18 protein-coding genes are annotated in these 21,776 nt (G+C 72.8%); 4 read left to right on the top strand and 14 right to left on the bottom strand.

Annotated features, from left to right (window positions below):
* Positions 1-90 precede the first annotated feature (90 nt).
* The gene (locus tag AW27_RS20050; protein ID WP_052031122.1) at positions 91-402 is read left to right on the top strand and encodes an LPXTG cell wall anchor domain-containing protein; all 312 of its coding nucleotides are present in this window, start codon (positions 91-93) and stop codon (positions 400-402) included.
* A gap of 85 nt (positions 403-487) precedes the next feature.
* Here the strand turns inward: AW27_RS20050 and ppc are convergent, their stop codons facing one another.
* Positions 488-3,256, bottom strand: a complete 2,769-nt coding sequence (gene ppc / locus AW27_RS20045) for a phosphoenolpyruvate carboxylase (RefSeq protein ID WP_052031121.1) — start codon at positions 3,254-3,256, stop codon at positions 488-490.
* A 375-nt stretch (positions 3,257-3,631) separates the two neighbouring features.
* On the opposite strand from ppc, the gene AW27_RS20040 reads away from it, so the two are divergent.
* Positions 3,632-4,612, top strand: coding sequence for an acyl-CoA desaturase (locus AW27_RS20040; RefSeq protein WP_106967634.1), 981 nt, complete (start codon positions 3,632-3,634; stop codon positions 4,610-4,612).
* Positions 4,612-5,280: a TetR/AcrR family transcriptional regulator gene (locus tag AW27_RS20035; protein ID WP_236647765.1), complete on the top strand. Its 669-nt coding sequence runs from the start codon at positions 4,612-4,614 to the stop codon at positions 5,278-5,280. The genes AW27_RS20040 and AW27_RS20035 overlap by 1 nt, the downstream gene beginning before the upstream one ends.
* Positions 5,281-5,404: 124 nt before the next feature.
* Here the strand turns inward: AW27_RS20035 and AW27_RS20030 are convergent, their stop codons facing one another.
* Positions 5,405-5,794: a VOC family protein gene (locus tag AW27_RS20030; protein ID WP_037925188.1), complete on the bottom strand. Its 390-nt coding sequence runs from the start codon at positions 5,792-5,794 to the stop codon at positions 5,405-5,407.
* 2 nt (positions 5,795-5,796) lie between these two features.
* The gene (locus AW27_RS20025) at positions 5,797-6,654 is read right to left on the bottom strand and encodes a trans-aconitate 2-methyltransferase (protein WP_052031120.1); all 858 of its coding nucleotides are present in this window, start codon (positions 6,652-6,654) and stop codon (positions 5,797-5,799) included.
* 161 nt (positions 6,655-6,815) lie between these two features.
* On the opposite strand from AW27_RS20025, the gene AW27_RS20020 reads away from it, so the two are divergent.
* A complete protein-coding gene (locus tag AW27_RS20020; RefSeq protein ID WP_037925187.1) occupies positions 6,816-7,313 on the top strand; it encodes a MarR family winged helix-turn-helix transcriptional regulator in 498 nt (165 codons plus the stop codon).
* On the opposite strand, the gene AW27_RS20015 is transcribed toward AW27_RS20020, so the two are convergent.
* The 11 genes from AW27_RS20015 to AW27_RS19965 all read right to left on the bottom strand — a co-directional run bounded on the left by AW27_RS20015 (position 7,272) and on the right by AW27_RS19965 (position 21,769).
* A complete protein-coding gene (locus AW27_RS20015) occupies positions 7,272-8,039 on the bottom strand; it encodes a LuxR C-terminal-related transcriptional regulator (protein WP_037925185.1) in 768 nt (255 codons plus the stop codon). The genes AW27_RS20020 and AW27_RS20015 overlap by 42 nt on opposite strands.
* Before the next feature lie 575 nt (positions 8,040-8,614).
* Positions 8,615-9,574, bottom strand: a complete 960-nt coding sequence (gene galE, locus AW27_RS20010) for a UDP-glucose 4-epimerase GalE (protein WP_037925183.1) — start codon at positions 9,572-9,574, stop codon at positions 8,615-8,617.
* A 112-nt stretch (positions 9,575-9,686) separates the two neighbouring features.
* Entirely contained in the window at positions 9,687-10,379 is a 693-nt protein-coding gene (locus tag AW27_RS20005; protein WP_037925180.1) for a response regulator transcription factor, read from the bottom strand.
* A 123-nt stretch (positions 10,380-10,502) separates the two neighbouring features.
* The gene (locus AW27_RS20000; RefSeq protein WP_037925177.1) at positions 10,503-12,194 is read right to left on the bottom strand and encodes an outer membrane protein assembly factor BamB family protein; all 1,692 of its coding nucleotides are present in this window, start codon (positions 12,192-12,194) and stop codon (positions 10,503-10,505) included.
* A 43-nt stretch (positions 12,195-12,237) separates the two neighbouring features.
* On the bottom strand, positions 12,238-13,905 hold the full coding sequence (locus AW27_RS19995; RefSeq protein WP_037925174.1) for an outer membrane protein assembly factor BamB family protein: 1,668 nt from the start codon (positions 13,903-13,905) through the stop codon (positions 12,238-12,240).
* A 153-nt stretch (positions 13,906-14,058) separates the two neighbouring features.
* Positions 14,059-15,864: an ABC-F family ATP-binding cassette domain-containing protein gene (locus tag AW27_RS19990; protein ID WP_037925172.1), complete on the bottom strand. Its 1,806-nt coding sequence runs from the start codon at positions 15,862-15,864 to the stop codon at positions 14,059-14,061.
* 28 nt (positions 15,865-15,892) lie between these two features.
* On the bottom strand, positions 15,893-17,224 hold the full coding sequence (locus tag AW27_RS19985; protein WP_037925169.1) for an acyltransferase family protein: 1,332 nt from the start codon (positions 17,222-17,224) through the stop codon (positions 15,893-15,895).
* A gap of 107 nt (positions 17,225-17,331) precedes the next feature.
* Complete coding sequence (locus AW27_RS19980) at positions 17,332-18,258, bottom strand: 4-(cytidine 5'-diphospho)-2-C-methyl-D-erythritol kinase (RefSeq protein ID WP_052031119.1); 927 nt, start codon at positions 18,256-18,258, stop codon at positions 17,332-17,334.
* Positions 18,255-19,166 carry a 16S rRNA (adenine(1518)-N(6)/adenine(1519)-N(6))-dimethyltransferase RsmA gene (gene rsmA / locus AW27_RS19975; RefSeq protein WP_037925167.1) on the bottom strand — a complete coding sequence of 304 codons (912 nt, stop codon included), beginning with the start codon at positions 19,164-19,166 and terminating at the stop codon, positions 18,255-18,257. Before rsmA ends, AW27_RS19980 begins: the two co-directional genes overlap by 4 nt.
* 35 nt (positions 19,167-19,201) lie before the next feature.
* Positions 19,202-20,770: a resuscitation-promoting factor gene (locus AW27_RS19970; RefSeq protein ID WP_304949890.1), complete on the bottom strand. Its 1,569-nt coding sequence runs from the start codon at positions 20,768-20,770 to the stop codon at positions 19,202-19,204.
* 117 nt (positions 20,771-20,887) lie between these two features.
* A complete protein-coding gene (locus AW27_RS19965) occupies positions 20,888-21,769 on the bottom strand; it encodes a TatD family hydrolase (protein ID WP_037925164.1) in 882 nt (293 codons plus the stop codon).
* Between the last annotated feature and the right edge of the window lie 7 nt (positions 21,770-21,776).

Below are 21,776 nucleotides of genomic sequence, written 5' to 3'. Positions count from 1 at the left end.
GCATCTTCACATAGGACAGGCGGCCCGGAGCGGATCGGACCATAGCAAAGATGGACATCTGACTCTTGACCGGGGCGGCGTCGCGTCAGCATGCTGGCGCCGTCGGCCTCCACCTCGGCCTCGACCTCGGCCAGTGCCAGTGCGTCGGCCTCGCCGTCGACCTCGGCGAGCACGAGCACGAGCGCGGACCCGTCGTCCTCGGCGAGCACGTCGCCCTCCTCGTCCGCGTCCTCCCCCGCTCCTTCCGCGTCGACCCCGGCCTCCGGCGGTACGACCGGGGGCGACCTGGCGAAGACCGGTTCGGACGCCCCGGTCGGGCTGCTCGCCGCGATGGCGGCGGCGTTGGTCGCGGCCGGCGCCTTCCTGATGGTCCGCCGTCGCCGCTCGGGCACCCAGGACTGAGCCCCGTAGTACGAGGCTGACGAAAGGGGGTCCCCCGCGCCGGTGGGCGCGGGGGACCCCCTTTCGGGTACGTACGGCGACCGGGTCAGCCGGTGTTGCGCAGGCCTGCGGCGACGCCGTTGACGGTGAGGAGCAGGGCCCGGGAGAGGAGCGGGTCGGCTTCCTCGCCGCGGGCGGCGGCGGCGCGCTGGCGGGCCAGGAGGGAGACCTGGAGGTAGGAGATGGGGTCGAGGTAGGCGTCGCGTACGGCGAAGGTCTGCTGGAGCACGGGGTGGGAGTCGAGGAGCTGCTCGCCTCCGGTGATGCGCAGGACCTCGCGGACGGTGAGCTCGTGCTCGGCCTCGATGCGGGTGAAGACGTGCCTCAGGTGGTCGGGGACGAGGGTGTCGACGTAGTGGCGGGCGATCCGCAGGTCGGTCTTGGCCAGTGTCATCTCGACGTTGGACAGGAAGTTGCGGAAGAAGTGCCAGCGTTCGCCCATCTCGGTGAGGGCGTCCTCGTGGCCGGCCTCCCGCAGGGCCTTGAGGCCGGAGCCGACGCCGTACCAGCCGGGGACGATCTGGCGGGACTGGGTCCAGCCGAAGACCCACGGGATGGCGCGCAGGCCGTCGAGGCCGGCTCCGGAGTCGGGGCGGCGGGAGGGCCGGGAGCCGAGGTGGAGGTCGGCGAGCTGGTCGACGGGGGTGGCGGCGAAGAAGTAGGCGGGCAGGTCGGGGTCTTCGACGAGTGCGCGGTAGGCGGCGTGGGCGGCGTCGGAGACGGTGTCCATCGCCGCGTCCCAGCGGGCGAGGGCTTCGTCGGACTGGCGGGGCGCGGTGTGCAGGGCGGAGGCCTGCAGGGTGGCGGCGACGGTCAGTTCGAGGTTCTCGCGGGCGAGGGAGGGCACGAGGTACTTGTCGGAGATGACCTCGCCCTGTTCGGTGACCTTGATCTCGCCTTCGAGGGTGCCCCAGGGCTGGGCGAGGATCGCGTCGTGGGAGGGGCCGCCACCGCGGCCGACGGTGCCGCCGCGGCCGTGGAAGAGGCGCAGCCGGACGCCGTAGCGGTGGGCGACGTCCCGCAGCCGGCGCTGGGCGCGGTGGATCTCCCACTGGCTGGTGGTGATGCCGCCGAACTTGGAGGAGTCGGAGTAGCCGAGCATGACCTCCTGGACGTCGCCGCGGAGGGAGACCAGGCGCCGGTAGGAGGGGTCGGCGAGCATGTCGTCGAGGATGACGTCGGCCGCGCGGAGCTCGTCGGTGGTCTCCAGGAGCGGGACGATGCCGATCCTGGCCCAGCCTGCGTGGAGGTCGAGGAGGCCGGCTTCGCGGGCGAGGACGGCGGCGGCGAAGACGTCGTCGGCGCCCTGGCACATCGAGATGATGTAGGACTCGATGACCTCGGGGCCGAACTTCTCGAAGGCGTCCTTGACGGCGGCGAAGACGCCGAGGGTCTTGGCGCCGGCGGCGTCGAGGGGTGCCGGGGTGGGGGCCAGCGGGCGGCGGGAGCGGAGTTCCTTGGCGAGGAGCTTCTGGCGGTAGTCGCGCGGCATGTCGGCGTAGCGCCAGGACTCCTCGCCGAGCCGGTCGAAGAGCTGGCCGAGGGCGTGGTGGTGGGCGTCGGCGTGTTCGCGGACGTCCATGGTGGCGAGCTGCAGGCCGAAGGCGGCGAGGGTGCGGATGGTGCGGTCCATGTGGCCGTCCGCGAAGAGGCCGCCGCGGTGCTCGCGCAGGGAGGTCTGGATGAGGGTGAGGTCGGTGAGGAGCTCGGAGGTGCCGAGGTAGTCGCGGCCTTCCTCGTGGGGGATGCCCTTGGCGAGGCGCTCGCGGGTGTTGAGGAGCTTCTGGCGGATGCAGGTGGCCTTGAGCCGGTAGGGCTCTTCGGCGTTGAGCCGCTTGTAGCGGGGGCTGATCTCGGGGAGGCGTTCGAGGTCGGCCTGGAGGGAGGCGAGGAGTTCCTCGGTGGCTCCGGTGTAGCGGATGGAGTTGGACAGCAGGCCGCGCAGGAAGTCGACGAGTTCGAGGGCGTCGGTGATGCCGTGTTCGTGCTGGAGGATCAGCACGTCGCGGGTGACGTCGGGGGTGACGTTGGGGTTGCCGTCGCGGTCGCCGCCGATCCAGGTGCCGAAGGTGAGGGGGCGGGTGCCGGCGGGCAGTTCGATGCCGACGCGGCGCAGTTCGGCGGCGAGGTCCTCCAGGACGTCGCCGACGGCGCCGGCGTGGAGTTCGTCGAGGTAGTAGATGGCGTTGCGGGCCTCGTCGGCGGGCTCGGGGCGGACGACGCGGAGCTCGTCGGTCTGCCAGACGAGGTCGATGTTCTCGGCGAGGCGCAGGTCGTGGCGGCGGCGGTCGCCGGCGCCGGTGACGGGTTCCTCCAGGAGGGCCGCGATGCGGCGCAGCTTGTTGAGGACGCTGCGGCGGGCCGCCTCGGTGGGGTGCGCGGTGAAGACGGGACGGACGTTGAGGTTCTTGACCGTTTCGCGCAGGTGCTCGGGGTCGGCGTCCTTGAGCATGTCGGCGGTGCGGGCGAGGAGGCCGCCCTCGGTGGCGCGGTGGGCGCGCAGTTCCTTGCCGCGGTGGACCTGCTCGGTGATGTTGGCGAGGTGGAAGTAGGTGGAGAAGGCGCGGACGAGCTTGGCGGCGGTCTCCAGGTCGGTGTCGCCGAGGAGGGCTGCGGCGGCTTCACCGTCGGTGCGGGTGAGGGCTCGGACGCGTTCGACGAGGTCGAGCAGGTCCTGGCCTTCCTGGCGTACGAGGGTCTCCCCGAGGAGGTCGCCGAGGCGGCGGATGTCCGCGCGCAGTTCCGCGTTGGCGGTGGCGGCCGGGGTGACGGGGGCCTGCTGGGTGGCCAGGGGGGCCTTGTCAGCACTGCTCACAGGTGCGGCTCCTTGCAGTGTTCGAGCGCTACTGGGCGGTGGGCTCCCGGCCGTGCGCGGCGTGGCCCCTTCCGGACTCCGTCCGGGGGACCGCCGCCCTTGAGGTGTGGCTCGGGCTGCCCGTGCGGACCGCGCTGTCCGACGGGGAACAGGATAGGTGTCCGATGCGTGTGCCTGGGCAAACGTCTCACTGGCCGAGTCGCCGGGGGCTCGGCGGCCGGTGGGGGGCGCGGCTGCGCTCCGGTTGTCCTGGTCGCGCTCCTCTTGTCCGGGGCCCGGGCTTTGCCATACTTACGATGCCGTAGGTTACGGGCCCGTAGGGTCTGCGTGACCGGCGTGCCCGCCGACTTCCCTCACCCCCCAGGGGACACACCCATGACCACAAGTCCCGATCTGATCGAGGGTGCCTCCGCGCCCTCGCAGACTCCTGTGCCGTCCGCGACGCTGGGCGGCGAGAACAAGCGGTCGATCGAGCAGGTCGCCCTGCTGCTGTTCATCACCGTTCCCTTCGTGGCGCTGCTGGCGGCGGTGCCGCTGGCCTGGGGCTGGGGGGTGAGCTGGCTGGACCTGGGCCTGATGGTGTTCATGTACTTCCTGGCCTGCCACGGGATCACCATCGGGTTCCACCGCTATTTCACGCACGGTTCCTTCAAGGCGAAGCGGCCGCTGAGGATCGTGCTCGCGGTGATGGGGTCGATGGCGGTGGAGGGTCCGCTGGTGCGGTGGGTCGCGGACCACCGCAAGCACCACAAGTTCTCGGACCACGAGGGTGACCCGCATTCGCCGTGGCGGTTCGGTGAGACGGTGCCGGCGCTGATGAAGGGCCTGTGGTGGGCTCACATCGGGTGGCTGTTCGACGAGGAGCAGACGGATCAGCAGAAGTACGCCCCTGATCTGATCAAGGATCCGGCGATCCGGCGCATCTCGCGGGACTTCATCTGGTGGACGATCTTCTCCCTGGCGCTTCCGCCGCTGGTGGGAGGGCTGGTGACGATGTCGTGGTGGGGGGCGTTCACGGCGTTCTTCTGGGGTTCCCTGGTGCGGGTGGCGCTGTTGCACCATGTGACGTGGTCGATCAATTCGATCTGTCACGCCGTGGGCAAGCGGCCGTTCAGGTCGCGGGACCGGTCCGGCAACGTGTGGTGGCTGGCGGTGCTGTCGTGCGGTGAGTCGTGGCACAACCTGCACCACGCGGATCCGACGTCGGCGCGCCACGGTGTGCTGCGGGGGCAGGTGGATTCGAGTGCGCGACTGATCCGCTGGTTCGAGCAGCTGGGGTGGGCCACGGACGTCCGGTGGCCGTCGGCGTCCCGGATCGATGCCCGGCGCAGGGAAAGCCGGCCGAACGCGGCATGATGGGGAACGTGGCGATCGACGGTGGTTCCAGCAGCGACAAGCCCAGGCGTGGCCGCCGGGTCCGGATGACGGGCGCGGAGCGGCGCCAGCAATTGCTGGACATCGGCCGGACCCTGTTCGCGGAGAAGGGCTTCGAGGGCACGTCGGTGGAGGAGATCGCGGCGAAGGCCGGGGTGTCCAAGCCGGTGGTCTACGAGCACTTCGGCGGCAAGGAGGGGCTGTACGCGGTCGTCGTGGACCGGGAGATGCGCCAGCTGCTGGACGGGGTGACGGGGGCCCTGACGGCCGGGCATCCGCGGGAGCTGCTGGAGCAGGCGGCGTTCGCGCTGCTGGACTACATCGAGTCGTACACGGACGGTTTCCGGATCCTGGTGCGCGACTCCCCGGTCGCGCAGTCGACGGGTACGTTCGCGTCGCTGATCAGCGACATCGCCACGCAGGTGGAGGACATCCTGGGGCTGGAGTTCAAGGCCCGGGGCTTCGATCCGAAGCTGGCTCCGCTGTACGCGCAGGCGCTGGTCGGGATGGTGGCGTTGACGGGGCAGTGGTGGCTGGATGTGCGCCGGCCGAAGAAGGCCGAGGTGGCGGCGCATCTGGTGAACCTGGCGTGGCACGGGCTGGACGGGCTGGAGTCGAAGCCGCAGCTGGTGGGCCGCCGCAAGAGCTAGGGAATTCCCTGCGGACCGGGGCCACGACCGGGACCGGATCCGGTGAGGCCCGCCCCCGCGGGTACGACGGCGCCCCGTCACCGGTGATCCGGTGACGGGGCGCCGTCGTGTCGTGCGGTGGTGCCTACCGGTCGGGCGTGCCGTCCGTGCCCGTGTCGAAGGGTTCCAGGAACTCCAGCCGGTTGCCGACGGGGTCCTCGGAGTAGAAGCGGTGGTGGCCCGGGAGGTTCTCGTCCCAGACGACCTTGGCGCCCCGCTCCTCCAGTCTGCGCGCGTACTCCGCGATGCCGGTGACCCTCAGTCCGGGGTGCGCCTTGCGGGCGGGCCGGAAGTCCTGCTCGACGCCGAGGTGCAGCTGTACGGGGCCTGCGGCGAACCAGCAACCGCCGCGGGCGGCGAGGACGGGCGGTTTGGGGATCTCGGTCATGCCCAGGACGTCGGTGTAGTAGGCGCGGAGCCGGTCCTCCGAGTCCGGCGGCGCGGCGAGTTGGACGTGGTCGACTGCGGTGAGCATGGTCAGGCCTCCTTGCGGGCTACGGCGAAGATCCTTCGGAACGGGAAGACGGTTCCGCGCGGCCCGCTCGGGTAGGCCGTGCGGAGCCGGTCACGGTATTCGGTGAGGAAGGCGTCGACGGCTTTCCGGTCGTCGCCGAGAGCGGTGAGGACGGGGCGCAGGGCGGTGCCCTTGACCCAGTCGAGCACCGGGTCGGGTCCGTGCAGGAGCTGGTGGTAGGTGGTCTCCCAGACGTCGGCGGTGCAGCCGAGCTCGGTGAACCGGGCGAGGTATTCGGCGGGTTCGAGGAGGTGGATGTAGCGGGCGCCGTGGCCGGCGAGGCGGGACCGCCAGCGCGGGGTGTCGCAGAGCTCCGCGAGCAGGGCATGGCTGGGGGCGGTGAAGTTGCCGGGGATCTGGAAGGCGAGGGTGCCGCCGGGGCGCAGGCCGTTGATCCAGGCGCCGAACGAGCCGGGGTGACCGGGAACCCACTGGAGGGCGGCGTTGGAGACGATCAGGTCGTAGGGCTCCTCGGGGAGCCAGCCGGCGATGTCGCCGTGGTGGAAGTCGAGGCTGCCGCCGCCGGCGGTGGGGCCGGCGTACTGCTCGGTGGCACGCTGGAGCATTTCCGGCGAGAGGTCGAACCCCGTGATGGAGGCCTCGGACCAACGGGTGGCGAGCAGAGCGGTGACGTTTCCGGGGCCGCAGCCGAGGTCGGCGATGCGGGCGGGGCTGGTGGGGAGCTCGGGTATGCGGGTGAGCAGGTCGAGGAAGGGCCGTGTGCGGTGGCCCGCGTGCCGGAGGTACTGCTGGGGGTCCCAGGTGGGCGCGGGATGCGCGGTGGACGTGGGGGTCCCTGCACGCACGGTATCGGAATACATGTTCGAGCCTCCCTGCTGGCGGGGCGATCGGAAGCGGAATCCGTTCCGGCCCCCTCCATGCCCCATGCTCAGTTCATTTATATCTCGATATCAAGATGCTCGCAATCGAGATACTTGGGATGAAGAGACTTCACATCGACAGACCCCTTACACTGATCGGCATGGAGGACGAGGTCGACCGACTGGTGGCGGCATGGCGGCGGGAGCGCCCTGACCTCGACGTGGAACCGCTCGAGGTACTGAGCCGCGTCAGCAGGCTCGCGCGCCATCTCGACCGCGCCCGCAGGCTGGCCTTCGCCGAGCACGGCCTGGAACCCTGGGAGTTCGACGTCCTGACGTCGCTGCGCCGCGCCGGCGCCCCCTACCAGCTCTCCCCCGGCCAGCTGCTGACCCAGACCCTGGTCACCTCCGGCACCATGACCAACCGCATCGACCGGCTCGCCAAGAAGGGCCTCGTCGAACGGCTCCCGGACCCCAGCGACCGCCGCGGGGTCCTGGTCCGGCTCACGCCCGAGGGGCGGGACCGCGCCGACCAGGCCCTCGCCGGGCTGCTGGCCCAGGAACGGGCGATCCTGGCCCAGCTCTCGCAGAGTCAGCGCGGCGATCTCGCCGGACTGCTACGCCAGTTGACCGCTCCGTTCGACAACATCCCCGGCTAGGTCGGCGGGCCGCACGCCGGCCCGCCGGGCCAGCGCCACCGCGGCCAGCGTGGAGTGCACACCGAGCTTGCCCAGGACGTTCTGCATGTGGGTGCGGACCGTGTGCGGGGACAGGAACAGCCGCGCCGCCACGTCCTTGCGGCCCAGCCCCGCCACCATGCAGCGCAGCACCTCGTGCTCGCGCGGGGTGAGGGACTCCACGAGCCGTTCGCTGTCCGTGCGGTGCTTGCGCGCCGCGGTCAGCTCCCGCAGCACTCCGGTGAGCAGCGCGGGCGGGAGGTGGGTCTCCTCCCGCAGGACCCCGCGGACGACGGCCAGCAGGCGCGAGAGGGAGCAGTCCTTGGCCACCCACCCCGAGGCTCCGGCCTGGAGGGCGAGAGCGGCCCGACGTGGGTCGTCACGCTCGGCGAGGACCACGGTGCGGACCCCGGGGTGGGCCACCCGCACCCCGGCCACCAGCGCGATCCCGTCCGAGCCGGGCTGCGGTGGCCCGGCCCCCGGCTCCCGCTGGGCAGGCACGGCCCCGGCGACCGCGCCGAGGTCGGCGTCGACCAGCAGGACGTCAAAACGGCGGCCCTCGGCCACCGCGCGTTCGAGGCAGCGCAGCGCGGCGGGACCACTGCCGGCCGCGGACACGTCCACGTCCGGTTCGGCGGCGAGCGCGGCTGCGAGCGATTCGGCGAAGATGCGGTGATCGTCGACGACGAGAACCCGGATACGAACCACAAAACCCCCAAGGGTAGGGGAACGGACGACGGCGGGTACGGCGCCAGGACCGGGTGATCCGCAGCCCGGCCGCCGCCGAGACATATCTGCACTACCCCGGACCGGACGACGTACCCGACGTGTCTCGACCCCTGAATCAACACCGGCCCCCACCGGTGTCACGCATCAGCGTAGGGCCGGGGGCGGCTCGCAGTTGGCCGAATAGCAGAAGTTTTCCCCGCAGATTTCGGGGGTGCGGCTTCCGCGGGGGCTCAGCCGTGGCTTGAAATCGCCTGAATCGGCGGCTGTGGGACGCCCGGCGCACGGGCGCGTGCCACTGGCAGGTGCACGGGGGGCATTTCACCCGGCGCGTGCACGCCGGGCGCCCGCGCGCTGCGCACGGCCGCAGCGCACGGCTCGGCCCCACACGCCCCCAGCGGGCGCGTGCCGGACCCGGGCGCCCCTGCCGGGCGCCCGGGTCCGGCGCGACCGCCGCACGGACGGGTCGGCCGACGCGCCGGGGCCGGCGGCCGGCGGCCGGCTCCTTCCGCGCGGAGCAGGAAGAGGAGCCCCGGGGCGAAAGGAGACCCGGCCGGTCAGGCGGTGTGCGTGCGCGCGAAGTTCCACGCGTCGCGGATGATGCCGGTCAGGTCCGAGCGGCTCGGGGTCCAGCCGAGGCGCTCGTGTGCCGTGCGGGCGGAGGCCACCAACATCGCCGGGTCGCCGGCCCTGCGCGGGGCGACGACCTCGGGGATCTCCCGCCCGGTGACCTTGCGGACGGTCTCGATGACCTCGCGGACCGAGAAGCCGCTGCCGTTGCCCAGGTTGCAGATCAGGTGCTCTCCGGGGGTGGCGGCGCGCAGGGCGGCCAGATGGGCCTCCGCCAGGTCGGCGACGTGGATGTAGTCGCGCACGCAGGTGCCGTCCGGGGTCGGGTAGTCCTCGCCGAACACCGAGATCGACTCGCGCTCGCCGAGCGCGACCTGGAGGACCAGCGGGATCAGGTGCGTCTCGGGGCTGTGCCGCTCACCGAACGCGCCGTAGGCGCCGGCCACGTTGAAGTAGCGCAGGGACACCGCGGCCAGGCCGTGCGCGACGCACTCCCCCGCGATCATGTGGTCGACGGCGAGCTTGGAGGCGCCGTAGGGGTTGGTCGGCGCGGTCACCGAGGCCTCGGTCAGCAGGCCCTCGGCCGGCTCGCCGTAGGTGGCGGCGGTGGAGGAGAAGACGAGCCTGCGCACGCCGGCCTCGCGCATCGCGGCCAGCAGGGCGAGGGTCCCGCCGACGTTGTTCTCCCAGTACTTGCCCGGGTTCACGACGGACTCGCCGACCTGCGAGGAGGCGGCGAAGTGCAGCACGGCGTCGTAGGAGGGGTCGATGTGGCGGGCGGCGTCCTGGATCCGGCCCTCGATGAACGCGGCGCCGTCGGGGACGCCGACGCGGAAGCCGGTGCTGAGGTCGTCGAGGACGGTCACCTCGTGGCCGGCCTCCAGGAGGTGGGCCGCGACCACGCTGCCGACGTATCCGGCGCCACCGGTTACCAGGTACTTGCTCACTCGCCTACTGCCTCTCGCGGGGGACCACGCGCGCGTGGGTGCGCGCGTGGGCACTGGCTTACCCGATGCGGCGCCCGCGGGGGAAATCGGCGGCTCCCGGCCGCCGTCCCGGTCAGCCCTGCGGTGGGGCGGACGACGGCCCGGGCAGGGCCCGGTCGAGCAGGCCGGTACGGGCGGCCAGTGCGGCCGCCTCCAGCCGCGATCCGACCCCCAGCTTCATCAGCACCCGCTGGACGTGCGTACGGGCGGTGCTCGGCGCGATCTCCATGCCGGCGGCGATCAGCCGGGTGTCCTCTCCCTCGGCGACCCGCACCAGGACCTCCACCTCGCGCGGAGTCAGCAGCCGGAGCAGCCTGCTGCCTTCGTCGTCGGGCTGGGCCGCGGGGTTCAGGAGTTCCGCGAAGGCGCCCTGAAGCAGTTGCGGGGCGATCGCCGACTCGCCCGCCCGCGCCTTGGCCAGCGCCCGCTCCACACCCTCGATGCGCTCGTCCTGGCGTACGTAGCCGCAGGCGCCGGCGGCGAAGGCGGCGGCGATCCCGCGCGGGCTGGGCACCGGGCCGAGGACGACCACGGCGATCTGCGGGCGCTCCCGCCTGATGCGCACCACGGGCTCGAAGGCCCCGGGCTCGGCGGGTGCGGCCGTACCGAGGAGGCAGACCTCGGGGGCGCGGCTGATGACCAGCTCGGCGGCGCCGGCCGCCGGGGCCGCGGCCGCCAGCACCCGGTGGCCGCGCAGCTTCAGGGCAGAGGCCAGCGCCTCGGCCAGCAGCCGGTGGTCGTCGACCACCACGACCCGTACGCCCATCGAGGAATCCACCCCCACTCTTCTGACCCGGCAAGCTACACGCTTGTTCGACGGTGCGCGGGGGATACCGCGCAGAAGCCCCCGATCGGTACGGACCGGGGGCTTCGGGCGGTGCTGTGCGGGTCAGCTCGCGGTGAAGGACACGAACAGGTATTCCGGGTCGGTCGAGTACGGCTTGCTGACGTTCTGCTTCGACATGAAGAGCTTGCCGTTGCGGTAGCGCAGCTCGGAGGAGAACTCGGGCGAGAAGGAGGTCTCGGCGCGCCGGACGTCCCTGTCGGCCGGGTTCTCCATCAGGAGGGTCTCCTTCATCGTCGTGCCGTCGATGCTGACGATCTGGCCGCCCTTGTCGTACGGGGGGACCTTGTAGGCGATGATGTTCGGCCCGTCCATGCGCAGCGGAAACATGGTGTACCGCTCGCCCGCGTCGGCCCGGTCGGTGGTCTGCTTTCCGGTCTCCAGGTCGAAGGAGAGCAGTTCGTTGGTGCGGCCGGTGGGCGACTGGCCCTGGTGCTCTGCGGCGGGCACGTAGATCTTGCCGTTGCCGACGACCATGTTGGAGCACTTCTCGACGTCGGTGGAGCCGCACTTGGCGGCGAAGGTGCCGGCGGCGAGCGGGATGCGCGCCTTCAGCTCGCCCTTGGGGTCGACGACGAACAGGTCGCTGACGCCCTTGCCGCCCTTGGCGTTGTCGCCGACGTCGGCCGCCACGACGAACGGCTGGGTGGAGACGATGTGCGCGTACTCGATGCCCGGCGAGAGCTTGTAGGAGCCGGTGGGCGCGCCCGTGGCGGGGTCGAGGAGCTGGGCGTGCAGCGTGTAGTTGGGGTGCCGGCCGCACTTGCGGATGGCGGCGAGGGCCTCGCCTCCGGCGTATCCGGTGTCGCGGCAGCTGTCACCGTCGACCTTCGGCTGCCACAGGTTCTTGCCGTCGGCGAGGTTCCAGGCGGCGCCGCCGCCGGAGACGCCGGCCGCGGCGACGGTCTTGCCGCTGAGGGTGATCTCGGAGAACTGGACGGGCTTGTCGCCGCCGTTGGCGCTCTTGATGTTGCCGGACCAGGCCAGCTTGCCGGCCTCCAGGTCGATGACGCCGACCTCGGTGCACGGCGGGTACTTGTTCTCGGCGGTGGACGGGGTGGGCCTGAAGAGGACCGCCGTCTTGTTCTCGCTGACGTGGTGGGTGGCGCCGCAGATCTCGCCCGTGAGCGGGACCTCCCACTTCTTGCCGCCGTCGACGAGGTTGTAGCCGACGACCTTCGACACGTCGGACTTGACGTAGGTGGTGTCGGTCAGCCACGAGCCGTTGACGGACACCAGGTCGGTCACCGTGGGCGCCGGGTGGTTGTAGAGGGTCTTCGACCTGGGGTTGGCGGGGACCTTCTCGCTGCCGGCCGCGGCGGGCTGGTTCTTGTCGCCGCCCTGGGAGGCGCCCGGGTCGCCCTGCGCGGTGGTCCCGCCGCCGTCGCCCGAGGCGTACCAGAGGCCGCCGCCGACGATCAGGACGATGGCCAGGAGGGCCGCGCCGACGATCATCAGCTGGGTGCGCTTGTCGCCCCCGCCGGCCGGGGGCGCGGGGGGTGCGGGGGGTGCGGGCGCGGCGTACGGCGCGGGCGCGGCGGGCTGCTGCGGATAGCCGTAGCCGGGGTCGGCCTGCGGGTAGCCGTACGCGGGCTGCCCGGCCTGCGGATGCGGGGCGGCGGGCGGCGAGGGCGGTCCGGCGGGCGGCATCGGCGCTCCGAACCCGCCGGGCGGGGGATCCTGCGGCGCTCCGAAGCCGCCGGACGGCGGCTGGCTGGGGGGCGGCGGGGTGCTCATCGGTTGCTGTTGCCTCTCGGTGGACGGCGCGTTGGGCGGGTGTTCACTTGCCGAAGACCATCAGGAGCTTCTCGTCCTTGTCCTGGGCGACCAGTCGGGTCGTGGAGATGAAGAAGCGCCCGTCGGAGTAGTCGACGTCCGGGGAGTAGAAGGAGCTCTCGATCGGGGCGGAGGGGCCCGAGGGGTGGCGCAGGAGCGCGGTCGGGGTGCTGCCGTCGGCGGGGATCGCGACGACCTCGCCGCCCTGGCGGGTTTCGGCCCTGCGGTAGGCGATCAGCTGTCCGTTCGCCGCCTTGAGCGGCTCCAGGGTGCGGCCCTCGCCCGCCGGGACGCGCCACTTGGCCTTGCCGGTGTTCAGGTCGAAGGCGACGATCTCGTTGGCCTTGCCGGGGGCGGTCCTGGTGGGCAGGTAGAGGGTGCCCGCGTCGACGACGGCGGTGGCACAGCCCTGCAGGGAGTCGTCGCGGCTCACGCCGCACTCGGTCGAGAAGCTGCCCTCGCCGGAGAGCGTGGTGCGCTGCTTGCCGTCGGGGCCGAGGACCACGACGGAGCTCTCCTTGGTGGTGGCGTTCGTGAGGTGGAGGACGATCGGGTCGACCCCGTAGACGCGGGCCACCCTCCAGCCCTTGGGGAGCCGGTAGGTCCACGTCTTCTTGCCGGTGACCGGGTCGGCGTCCTGGACCTCGACGATGCTGTCCTTGTCGTAGCAGGTGGCGACGCCGATCAACTTGCCGTTTCCGGCGGCGTAGGCGCCCGGCACGCAGCCCTCGGCAGGGCTGCCGAAGAGCTTCTCACCGGTGCTGATCCGGAAGGCGGTGGCCCGGGTGAGCCGGTTGACGGTGACGGTGTCCCCGGTCATGGCCAGGCTGGGGTCGAGGAACATGTCGAAGGCGCTCTCCTTGGACACCTCCTTCGACCAGCCCTCCTTGCCCGCCTTGAGGTCGACCATGCGCATCTGGTTGCAGTCGGCGGTCTCCGACGGACCGTTCTCGTACAGCACGACGGTCTTGCCGTCGTCGGTGGTCTTCCGGGTCACGCCGCAGATGTCGGCAGGGAAGGTGATCGTCCACTTCTCCTTGCCATCGGCGACCGAGTAGCCCTTGATCGTCTTGCCGACGGTCTTGGCCACGGTGTCGCCCACGACCCACTGGCCGTGGGTGCCCACTCCGGCCCCTGGACCGTCGATCTTGGTGGTCTTGAGCCAGAGGACCTTGTCCTCGCCCTGCTTGCGGCCGGCGTTGAGGTCGGTCTGCTGGTTGCCGCCGGGGCCGCTGCCGTCGCCGACGTCCACGGACGGGGAGCCGGAGGGCTTCGCGTCGCCGGACTCCTGGGCGACGGGCTGCCCGGGGTCTTCGTCCCCGGTGCCGAAGGCGAGGTAGCCGACGCCGCCGAGGACGAGCGCGGCCGCGACGGAGGCCGCGATGAGCAGGGGCAGCTTCTTCCTCGGCGGCTGGCCGGGCGCGCCGGGCGGGGGCGACTGCAGGCCGTGGGCCGGGTAGGCCGGGACGGTGGGCGGCTGCGGCGGGTAACCGGACTGCGGCGCGTAGCCGGGCTGCGGCGCGTAGCCGGGCTGCGGCGGGTGTGCGGGCGCTTGCGCGTAGGGGTTCTCGCCCGGCGGCGGGAAGCCGTGGCCCTGCTGCGGCGGGCCGGGCAGGTGTCCGTAACCGGAAGGTGTCGGCGGCTGGTTCGGCGGCTGGGGCGGCTCGGTCATCAGCGCACTTTCGGCTTCGGAGGGGGCGGGAGTTTGACCTTTCTATCACTGACGCCGCGCATACAACGGACCGGTCCGCCCCCTGTTCCCAAGGGAGGACCGGCCCGTGACGCCGCCGTTATCGGGGCAGTTCGCCCCGGAGACCCGCGGAATCTACGCCTCCTCGGCGAGCTCCAGCCAGCGCATCTCCAATGCGTCGCGGTCGGAGAGAAGTTCGCGCAACTCCGCGTCGAGTTTGGCCACCTTGTCGTAGTCGGTGGAGTGTTCGGCGATCTGGGCGTGCAGGTTCCCCTCGCGGTCGGCCAGCTTGTTGAGCTGCCGCTCGATCTTCTGCAGTTCCTTCTTCGCCGCGCGCGAGTCGCCCGACGAGGTGGACTTGGCCGCTGCGGCGGCGGCCGGCGCGGGCGCCGGGGCGGCCGCCTCGACCATCCTCTGACGGCGTTCCAGGTACTCGTCCAGTCCCCGCGGCAGCATGCGCAGGCTCGCGTCGCCGAGCAACGCCATCACGGTGTCGGTGGTGCGCTCGATGAAGAACCGGTCGTGGGAGATCACGATCATCGAGCCGGGCCAGCCGTCGAGGAGGTCCTCCAGCTGGGTCAGGGTCTCGATGTCGAGGTCGTTGGTGGGCTCGTCGAGGAAGAGGACATTGGGCTCGTCCATCAGCAGGCGCAGGATCTGCAGGCGGCGGCGCTCGCCGCCGGAGAGGTCGCCGACCGGCGTCCACTGCTTCTCCTTGGTGAAGCCGAACTGCTCGCACAGCTGGCCCGCCGTCATCTCGCGGCCCTTGCCGAGGTCGACGCGGTCGCGGACGCGCTGGACGGCCTCCAGGACCCGCAGGGACGGGTCGAGTTCGCCGACCTCCTGGGAGAGGTAGGCCAGCTTGACGGTCTTGCCGACGATGACCCGGCCCGCGGCGGGCTGGGCCTCGCCCTGGGTGCGGGCGGCCTCGGCGAGGGCGCGCAGCAGGGAGGTCTTGCCGGCGCCGTTGACACCGACGAGACCGACGCGGTCGCCGGGGCCCAGGTGCCAGGTGAGGTGCTTGAGGAGGGTCTTGGGGCCGGCCTGGACGGTGACGTCCTCAAGGTCGAAGACGGTCTTTCCGAGGCGGGCGTTGGCGAAGCGCATCAGCTCGGACTTGTCGCGCGGCGGCGGGACGTCGGCGATGAGCTCGTTGGCGGCCTCGATGCGGTAGCGCGGCTTGGAGGTGCGGGCGGGGGCGCCGCGACGCAGCCAGGCAAGCTCCTTGCGCATCAGGTTCTGCCGCTTGGCCTCTTCGGTGGCGGCGATGCGCTCGCGCTCGGCGCGGGCGAAGACGTAGTCGCTGTAGCCGCCTTCGTACTCGAAGACCTCGCCGCGCTGGACGTCCCACATGCGGGTGCAGACCTGGTCGAGGAACCAGCGGTCGTGGGTGACGCAGACGAGCGCGCAGCGGCGCGCCTGGAGGTGGCCGGCCAGCCAGGCGATGCCCTCGACGTCGAGGTGGTTGGTGGGCTCGTCGAGGATCAGCAGGTCCTGGTCGGCGATGAGGAGCCTGGCCAGGGCGATGCGGCGGCGCTCGCCGCCGGAGAGCGGGCCGATGACGGTGTCGAGGCCCTGGTTGAAGCCGGGCAGGTCGAGGCCGCCGAAGAGTCCGGTGAGGACGTCGCGGATCTTGGCGTTACCGGCCCACTCGTGGTCGGCCATGTCGCCGATGATCTCGTGGCGGACGGTCGCCGCGGGGTCGAGGGAGTCGTGCTGGGTGAGGACGCCCATGCGCAGGCCGCCGGACTGGGTGACGCGCCCGCTGTCGGGCTCCTCCAGTTTGGCGAGCATCCGGATGAGGGTGGTCTTGCCGTCGCCGTTGCGGCCGACGACGCCGATCCGGTCTCCCTCGGACACGCCGAGGGAGATACCGTCCAGCAGAGTACGTGTGCCGTACACCTTGCTGACTGCCTCGACATTGACCAGATTGACGGCCATCAGACGCGCTCCAGGGAAGGGGTGTGGATCAGCCCCTCAGCCTAACCCTCCGGGCCGGGGCCGACCGTTCCACCAGCCAGGCGCCGCCCAGTGCCATGGCGATCGCGGCGGGCGCGGTGACCGGGAGGGCGACGAGCGTGGCGCTGTGGCCGTCGAGGAGGCCCCCCAGCCCGGTCATGGACAGGCCCAGGACGCCGAGCAGGCACAGGGTGATCCCGAAGGCGGCAACGGGGCCCGCGGCGGCTCCTGCGGGAGCGGCCGGGCCGGCCGGTGCGGGGGCCTCGAAGCGGCGCAGCAGGGCGACCAACACACCGGTCAGCGCGGCGGCCGCCAAGATCCGTACGGGGACCTGCGCCCACCAGGCGGCGGTGGCGGGTTCCGGCAGGTCCACGCCGAGGGCGAGCTGGGCCCCGTACACGGCGAGCATCGCGGTGAGGTGCCAGAGGAAGGCGGTCATGGCGACGCCGTTCGCGGCGACGACCGCACGCCACACGCGGGGCCGCGCCAGCCGGGCGGCGGCGGGCCGGGCGGCGAGCTGCACGGCCCCGACGAGCCACAGTCCGTGGCACAGCAGGGCCAGGGTGGGCGGTGCCATGTTGGAGACCTTCTCGCCGGGCATCCCGACCATGGACAGCGGGTACGGGCCGAAGGCCACCAGCAGCGCGGCCCCGGCGAGGCCGGCGGCGGCGAGGGCGGCGGGGCGGCGGATGCGTGCGTCGGCCCGCAGGAAGCCGAGCTGGTGGACGGCGAGCCAGACCAGGGCGAAGTTCAGGAACTCCACGTACGGGACGCCGAGTGCGAAGCGCAGGACGTCGACGAGCGCGGCGGCGCCGGCGAGGGCGGCGAAGGCCGCCCAGCCGTGGCGCTCGTGCAGCCTGAGCAGTGGCGGGGTGAGGGCGACCATGGCCAGGTAGATCCCGATGAACCACAGCGGCTGGGTGACCAGCCGCAGGGCGGCACCGGTCAGCGTGCCGTCGCCGCGGCCGGCGAGCTGCACGGCGAGCGCGACGGCGGCCCACACCAGGACGAAGACGAGGGTGGGCCGCAGCAGCCGGCGCAGCCGAGCCCGCAGGAAGGCGGCGTAGACGGGCCCTTCGGTGCGGCGGGCCAGGGAGCGGTAGGACAGGGCGTGCGAGAAGCCGCCGACGAAGAAGAAGACGGGCATGACCTGCAGCCCCCAGGTGAGCACCTGGAGGGCCGGCACGAGGGCGAGCAGGTTCCCTATGCCGTCGCCACCGACGGCGGCCATCAGCCAGTGCCCGGTGATGACGGTGCCGAGCGAGGCGACGCGCAGCAGGTCGACGTACCGGTCGCGGTCGGCTGGGGTGGCGGCGGCCATGGTTCGCGCACTGACTGTCATGACCCCACGGTGGCCCCGGCCGGGCGTCTCCCGACAGGGTGCGGATACTCAACTCCGGCCTGAGTAGGCCGCAGCCGGGCCGCGCAGCCGGGTCGCGCAGCCGGGGGTCAGGACGGCAGGACCGTGGCTCCCGGAGCGGGGGACCAGGCCGTGTGGGTGGCGCGGCAGGTGCCCGAGGCGACCAGGGCTGCCGCGACCTTGGCGGCGGCTTCCCCGTCGGCGACGAGGAAGGCCGTGGTGGGGCCCGAGCCGGAGACCAGGGCGGCGAGGGCGCCGGCGCCGAGGCCCGCGTCCAGCGTCGCCCGCAGGGACGGCCGCAGCGAGAGGGCGGCCGGCTGGAGGTCGTTGGCCAGGGTGGCGGCCAGGGCGTCCGGGTCTCCGGAGGCGAGGGCGGCGAGAAGGTCCGGCGAGGCCCCGGGCTCCGGGACCGCGACATCGGCGGTGAGGCGGTCGAACTCGCGGAAGACGGCCGGGGTGGACAGGCCGCCGTCGGCCACCGCGAACACCCAGTGGAAGGAGCCGGCCGTCACCGGGGTGAGCACCTCGCCGCGGCCGGTGCCGAGCGCGGCGCCGCCGACCAGGCTGAACGGGACGTCGCTGCCGAGCTCCGCGCAGATGTCGAGGAGCTCCCCGCGCGGGGTGTCCAGGCCCCACAGGGCATCGCAGGCCAGCAGGGCGGCAGCGCCGTCGGCGCTGCCGCCGGCCATGCCGCCCGCGACGGGGATGCTCTTGGCGATGTGCAGGTGGACCCGCGGTTCGAGGCCGGCCCGGGCGGCGAGGATCTCGGCCGCCCGCGCCGCGAGGTTGGTGCGGTCCAGCGGGACCTTGTCGGCGTCCGGGCCCTCGCAGGTCACCGTGAGCGCCTCGGCCGGGGTCGCCGTCACCTCGTCGAAGAGGGACACGGCGAGGAAGACGTTGGCCAGGTCGTGGTAGCCGTCGGGGCGGGCCGCGCCCACGGCCAGCTGGACGTTGACCTTCGCGGGGACCCGCACGGTGACGGGCGTCGTACGGGTGCTCTCGGGGCGCGTGCTCACAGTGCGGGCCTCTCCGGGGCGGGCTTGTGCTCGGCGATCGCGGCGAACTCCTCCACCGTCAGGGACTCGCCGCGGGCCTGCGGGGAGACGCCCGCGGCGACCAGCGCGGCCTCCGCGCCCGCCGCCGATCCGGCCCAGCCGGCCAGCGCGGCGCGCAGGGTCTTGCGGCGCTGCGCGAACGCCGCGTCGACGACCGCGAAGACCTCTTCCTTCGTGGCGCTCGTCCTGACCGGCTCGGTGCGGCGCACGAGGGAGACCAGGCCGGAGTCGACGTTGGGCGCGGGCCAGAAGACCTTGCGGCCGATGGCTCCGGCGCGCTTGACGTGCGCGTACCAGCCGGCCTTGACGGAGGGCACGCCGTAGACCTTGCTGCCGGGCTCGGCGGCCAGCCGGTCGGCGACCTCGGCCTGGACCATGACGAGGGTCCGCTCGATGCTCGGGAAGCGGTCGAGCATGGTCAGCAGGACGGGTACGGCCACGTTGTAGGGCAGGTTCGCGACCAGTGCGGTCGGTGCCGGGCCGGGCAGTTCGGTGACCAGCATCGCGTCGGAGTGGACCAGCGCGAAGCGGTCCTTCTTCGCGGGCATGCGGGCCTCGATGGTTGCGGGCAGGGCGGCCGCCAGGATGTCGTCGATCTCGACGGCGACGACCCGGTCGGCGGCCTCCAGCAGCGCGAGCGTCAGCGAGCCCAGCCCGGGGCCGACCTCGACGACCACGTCGTCCGGGCGGACCTCGGCGGTGCGCACGATCCGGCGCACCGTGTTGGCGTCGATGACGAAGTTCTGCCCCTTCTGCTTCGTCGGGCGTACGCCGAGGGCGGCGGCCAGTTCCCGGACGTCGGCGGGGCCCAGAAGGGCGTCGGGGGCGCTGGGCGCGGGGTTATCGGGCTGCTGCTCTGCGGTGCTCACCGGTAAAGCGTCTCAGATCGGCCGAGTGGTCCCGACTACGACGTGAGCCTGCGGCCGCAGTGGGGCCACGGGCTCGCCCCCCGCTGCACGTAGAGCTTCTTCGCCCGGTAGGTCTGTTCCGTGGCCGGGGCGTCCTGCGGGCGGCCGCTGCCGCCCAGACCCTGCCAGGTGCGCACGTCGAACTGGTACAGGCCGCCGTACGTCCCCGAGGCGTCGGTGGCGGAGGGCCGGCCGCCGGACTCGCACTGGGCGAGGGCCGCCCAGTTGAGGCCGTCCGCGCCGGCGACCGAGCGGGGCAGGGGCCGGGTGCCGATCCTGACGTACTGGGTGACGGGCTCGCGCACGACCTCGTCGGCGATGGCTCGGGGCTTCTGCCGGACCCCGTTGACGGTGCGCAGGCTGTAGGTGACCCTGCGCACCCCGGGCCGGCCGGCCCGCTCGACGACCTCGGTCCCGGCGAAGAGCTCGGCGTCGTCGACCCGCTCGGTCCCGAAGGGAATGCGCTCCTCGCGGACCTCTCGGGTGCCGGTGATGCGGAGCACGGTGACGGTCTGGCCGTCGCGCGGGAAGGCAGTGGGCGGCACGGAGGTGGTGTCCTGGTCCCGGAGGGTGATGCCCGCCTGGTCGAGGGCCTCCTGGACGGTGGCGGCGTTGGTGCGGACGGTGCGTTCGCGGCCGTCGGCCATGAAGGTGACGCTCCGCTCGGTACGGACGCTGAGGGTCAGGCCGGAGCGCGGTACGGGGGCGGTGCGCGGGGCGGAGAGGTGGGCGCCCTCGGCACGGATGCCGAACTGGCGCAGGGCGCCTTCGACGGTGCGGGCGGTGGTCCACACCTGGCGCTGCTGTCCGTCGAGGGTCAGGCGCAGGGGGCGGCCGTAGCGGACGACGATCTCCTCGCCGTCGTCGAGGGGTTCCCCCGGGGCGGGGGCCACGAGGTCGTGGGGGCCGACGTCGAGCCCTTCCGCGGCGAGCAGTTCCTCCACGTCCCCGGCGAAGGTGTGCAGGTGCCTCGGGACTCCGTCGACGGTGAGGCGTACCGACTTGTCCGCGGCGACGAACGCGGTCGTGCCACCGGCCAGGAAGGCGACGACCAGGGCCTGGGGCACGATCCGCCGCCAGTCGGCAGCGGATGCGGGGGGACCGGGGAGCACCGGTCCGGTGGCGCGGCGGCGGCCGTGTCCCGTCCCGGCGTGCGGAGGGGCGGGGAGAGCCGGTGCGGCGGGGCCGCGGCGGCGGCCGGTGCCGGTCGGGGGCTCGGCGAGGGAGGTGCGGCCGCGGGCCCGTCGGCCGGGGGCGAGCGCCCCGACGTCGGCGATGGTGGGGGTGGGCGTGGGGGCGCGGCGGCGGCCCGTTCCCGGGGCGGGTACCGGCACGGGCCCTTCACCGTCCTGGTCCTCGGCGCGCGGGGCGGGGAGGGGGACGGCCGGTTCCGTCTCCCACGACGAGGGTCCGGCGTCGACCGGACCGGGGTCGCCGGGAGCGGGACCGACCGGACCGGCTTCGGCGGCGGGCCAGACCGGCCAGGCCGGCCAGGCCGGGGATCCGCCCCCGTACGCGTCCGGGACGGGAGCGCCTCGGAGGTGACTGCCCTGCGTATCGCTCACGACGCTCGCTCCCCTGGTGGTCCGGCACCCGCTGGTTGCGGCACGGCACCCTAGCCGAGGAGTCATTACGGAACAAAGTCGTACGACTACCCTACGTGCCCGTCCGGGGTGGGGCGGTCAGTAGTCGAAGGCGCGGGACGTGTTGGCCGCCAGGGCGGTGGCCATCGCGTCCTCGTCGATTCCGCGGACCGCGGCCATCGCGCGCACCGTCAGCGGAATGAGGTACGGCGCGTTGGGCCGTCCGCGGTAGGGCGCGGGGGTCAGGTAGGGCGCGTCCGTCTCGACGAGGACCAGTTCCAGCGGGGCCACGGCCAGCGCCTCGCGCAGCGGCGCGGCGTTCTTGAAGGTGACGGTTCCGGCGAAGGACAGGTAGTAGCCGGCGGCGGCGCACTCGCGGGCCATGTCGGCGTCTCCCGAGTAGCAGTGGAAGACGGTCCGCTCGGGGGCGCCCTCCTCGCGCAGGACGCGCAGCACGTCGGCGTGGGCGTCGCGGTCGTGGATGACGAGGGCCTTGCCCTGCCGCTTGGCGATCTCGATGTGGGCGCGGAAGGAACGCTCCTGCGCGGCCACGCCCTCGGGCCCGGTGCGGAAGAAGTCGAGGCCGGTCTCGCCGACAGCCTTGACGTGGCCGAGGGCGGCCAGGGCCTCGATCTCGGCGAGGGCGTCGTCCAGGGCGGCCTCGCCGCCGCCGGTCCGGGCGCCCTGGCGGGACCAGCCGTCCGGATCGCCGTGCACGATGCGCGGGGCCTCGTTGGGGTGCAGGGCCACGGCCGCGTGGACGTTGTCGTACGCGGCCGCGGTCTCGGCGGCCCACCGGGAGCCCTTCACGTCGCAGCCGACCTGGACCACTGTGGTCACGCCGACCGAGGCGGCCTTGGCGAGGCCCTCCTCGACGGTTCCCGCCTGCATGTCCAGGTGGGTGTGCGAGTCCGCCACCGCCACCCGGAGCGGTTCGGGCAGCGGCGGAGGTGCGTCCTTGGAGGTGGAGGAAGGGCTCATGGGCCGA

It is taken from the genome of Streptomyces sp. PCS3-D2 (assembly GCF_000612545.2).
Lineage (GTDB): Bacteria > Actinomycetota > Actinomycetes > Streptomycetales > Streptomycetaceae > Streptomyces.
The sequence above is the reverse complement of the archived record's forward strand: the minus strand, read 5'-3'. Positions and strand labels throughout refer to the sequence as shown.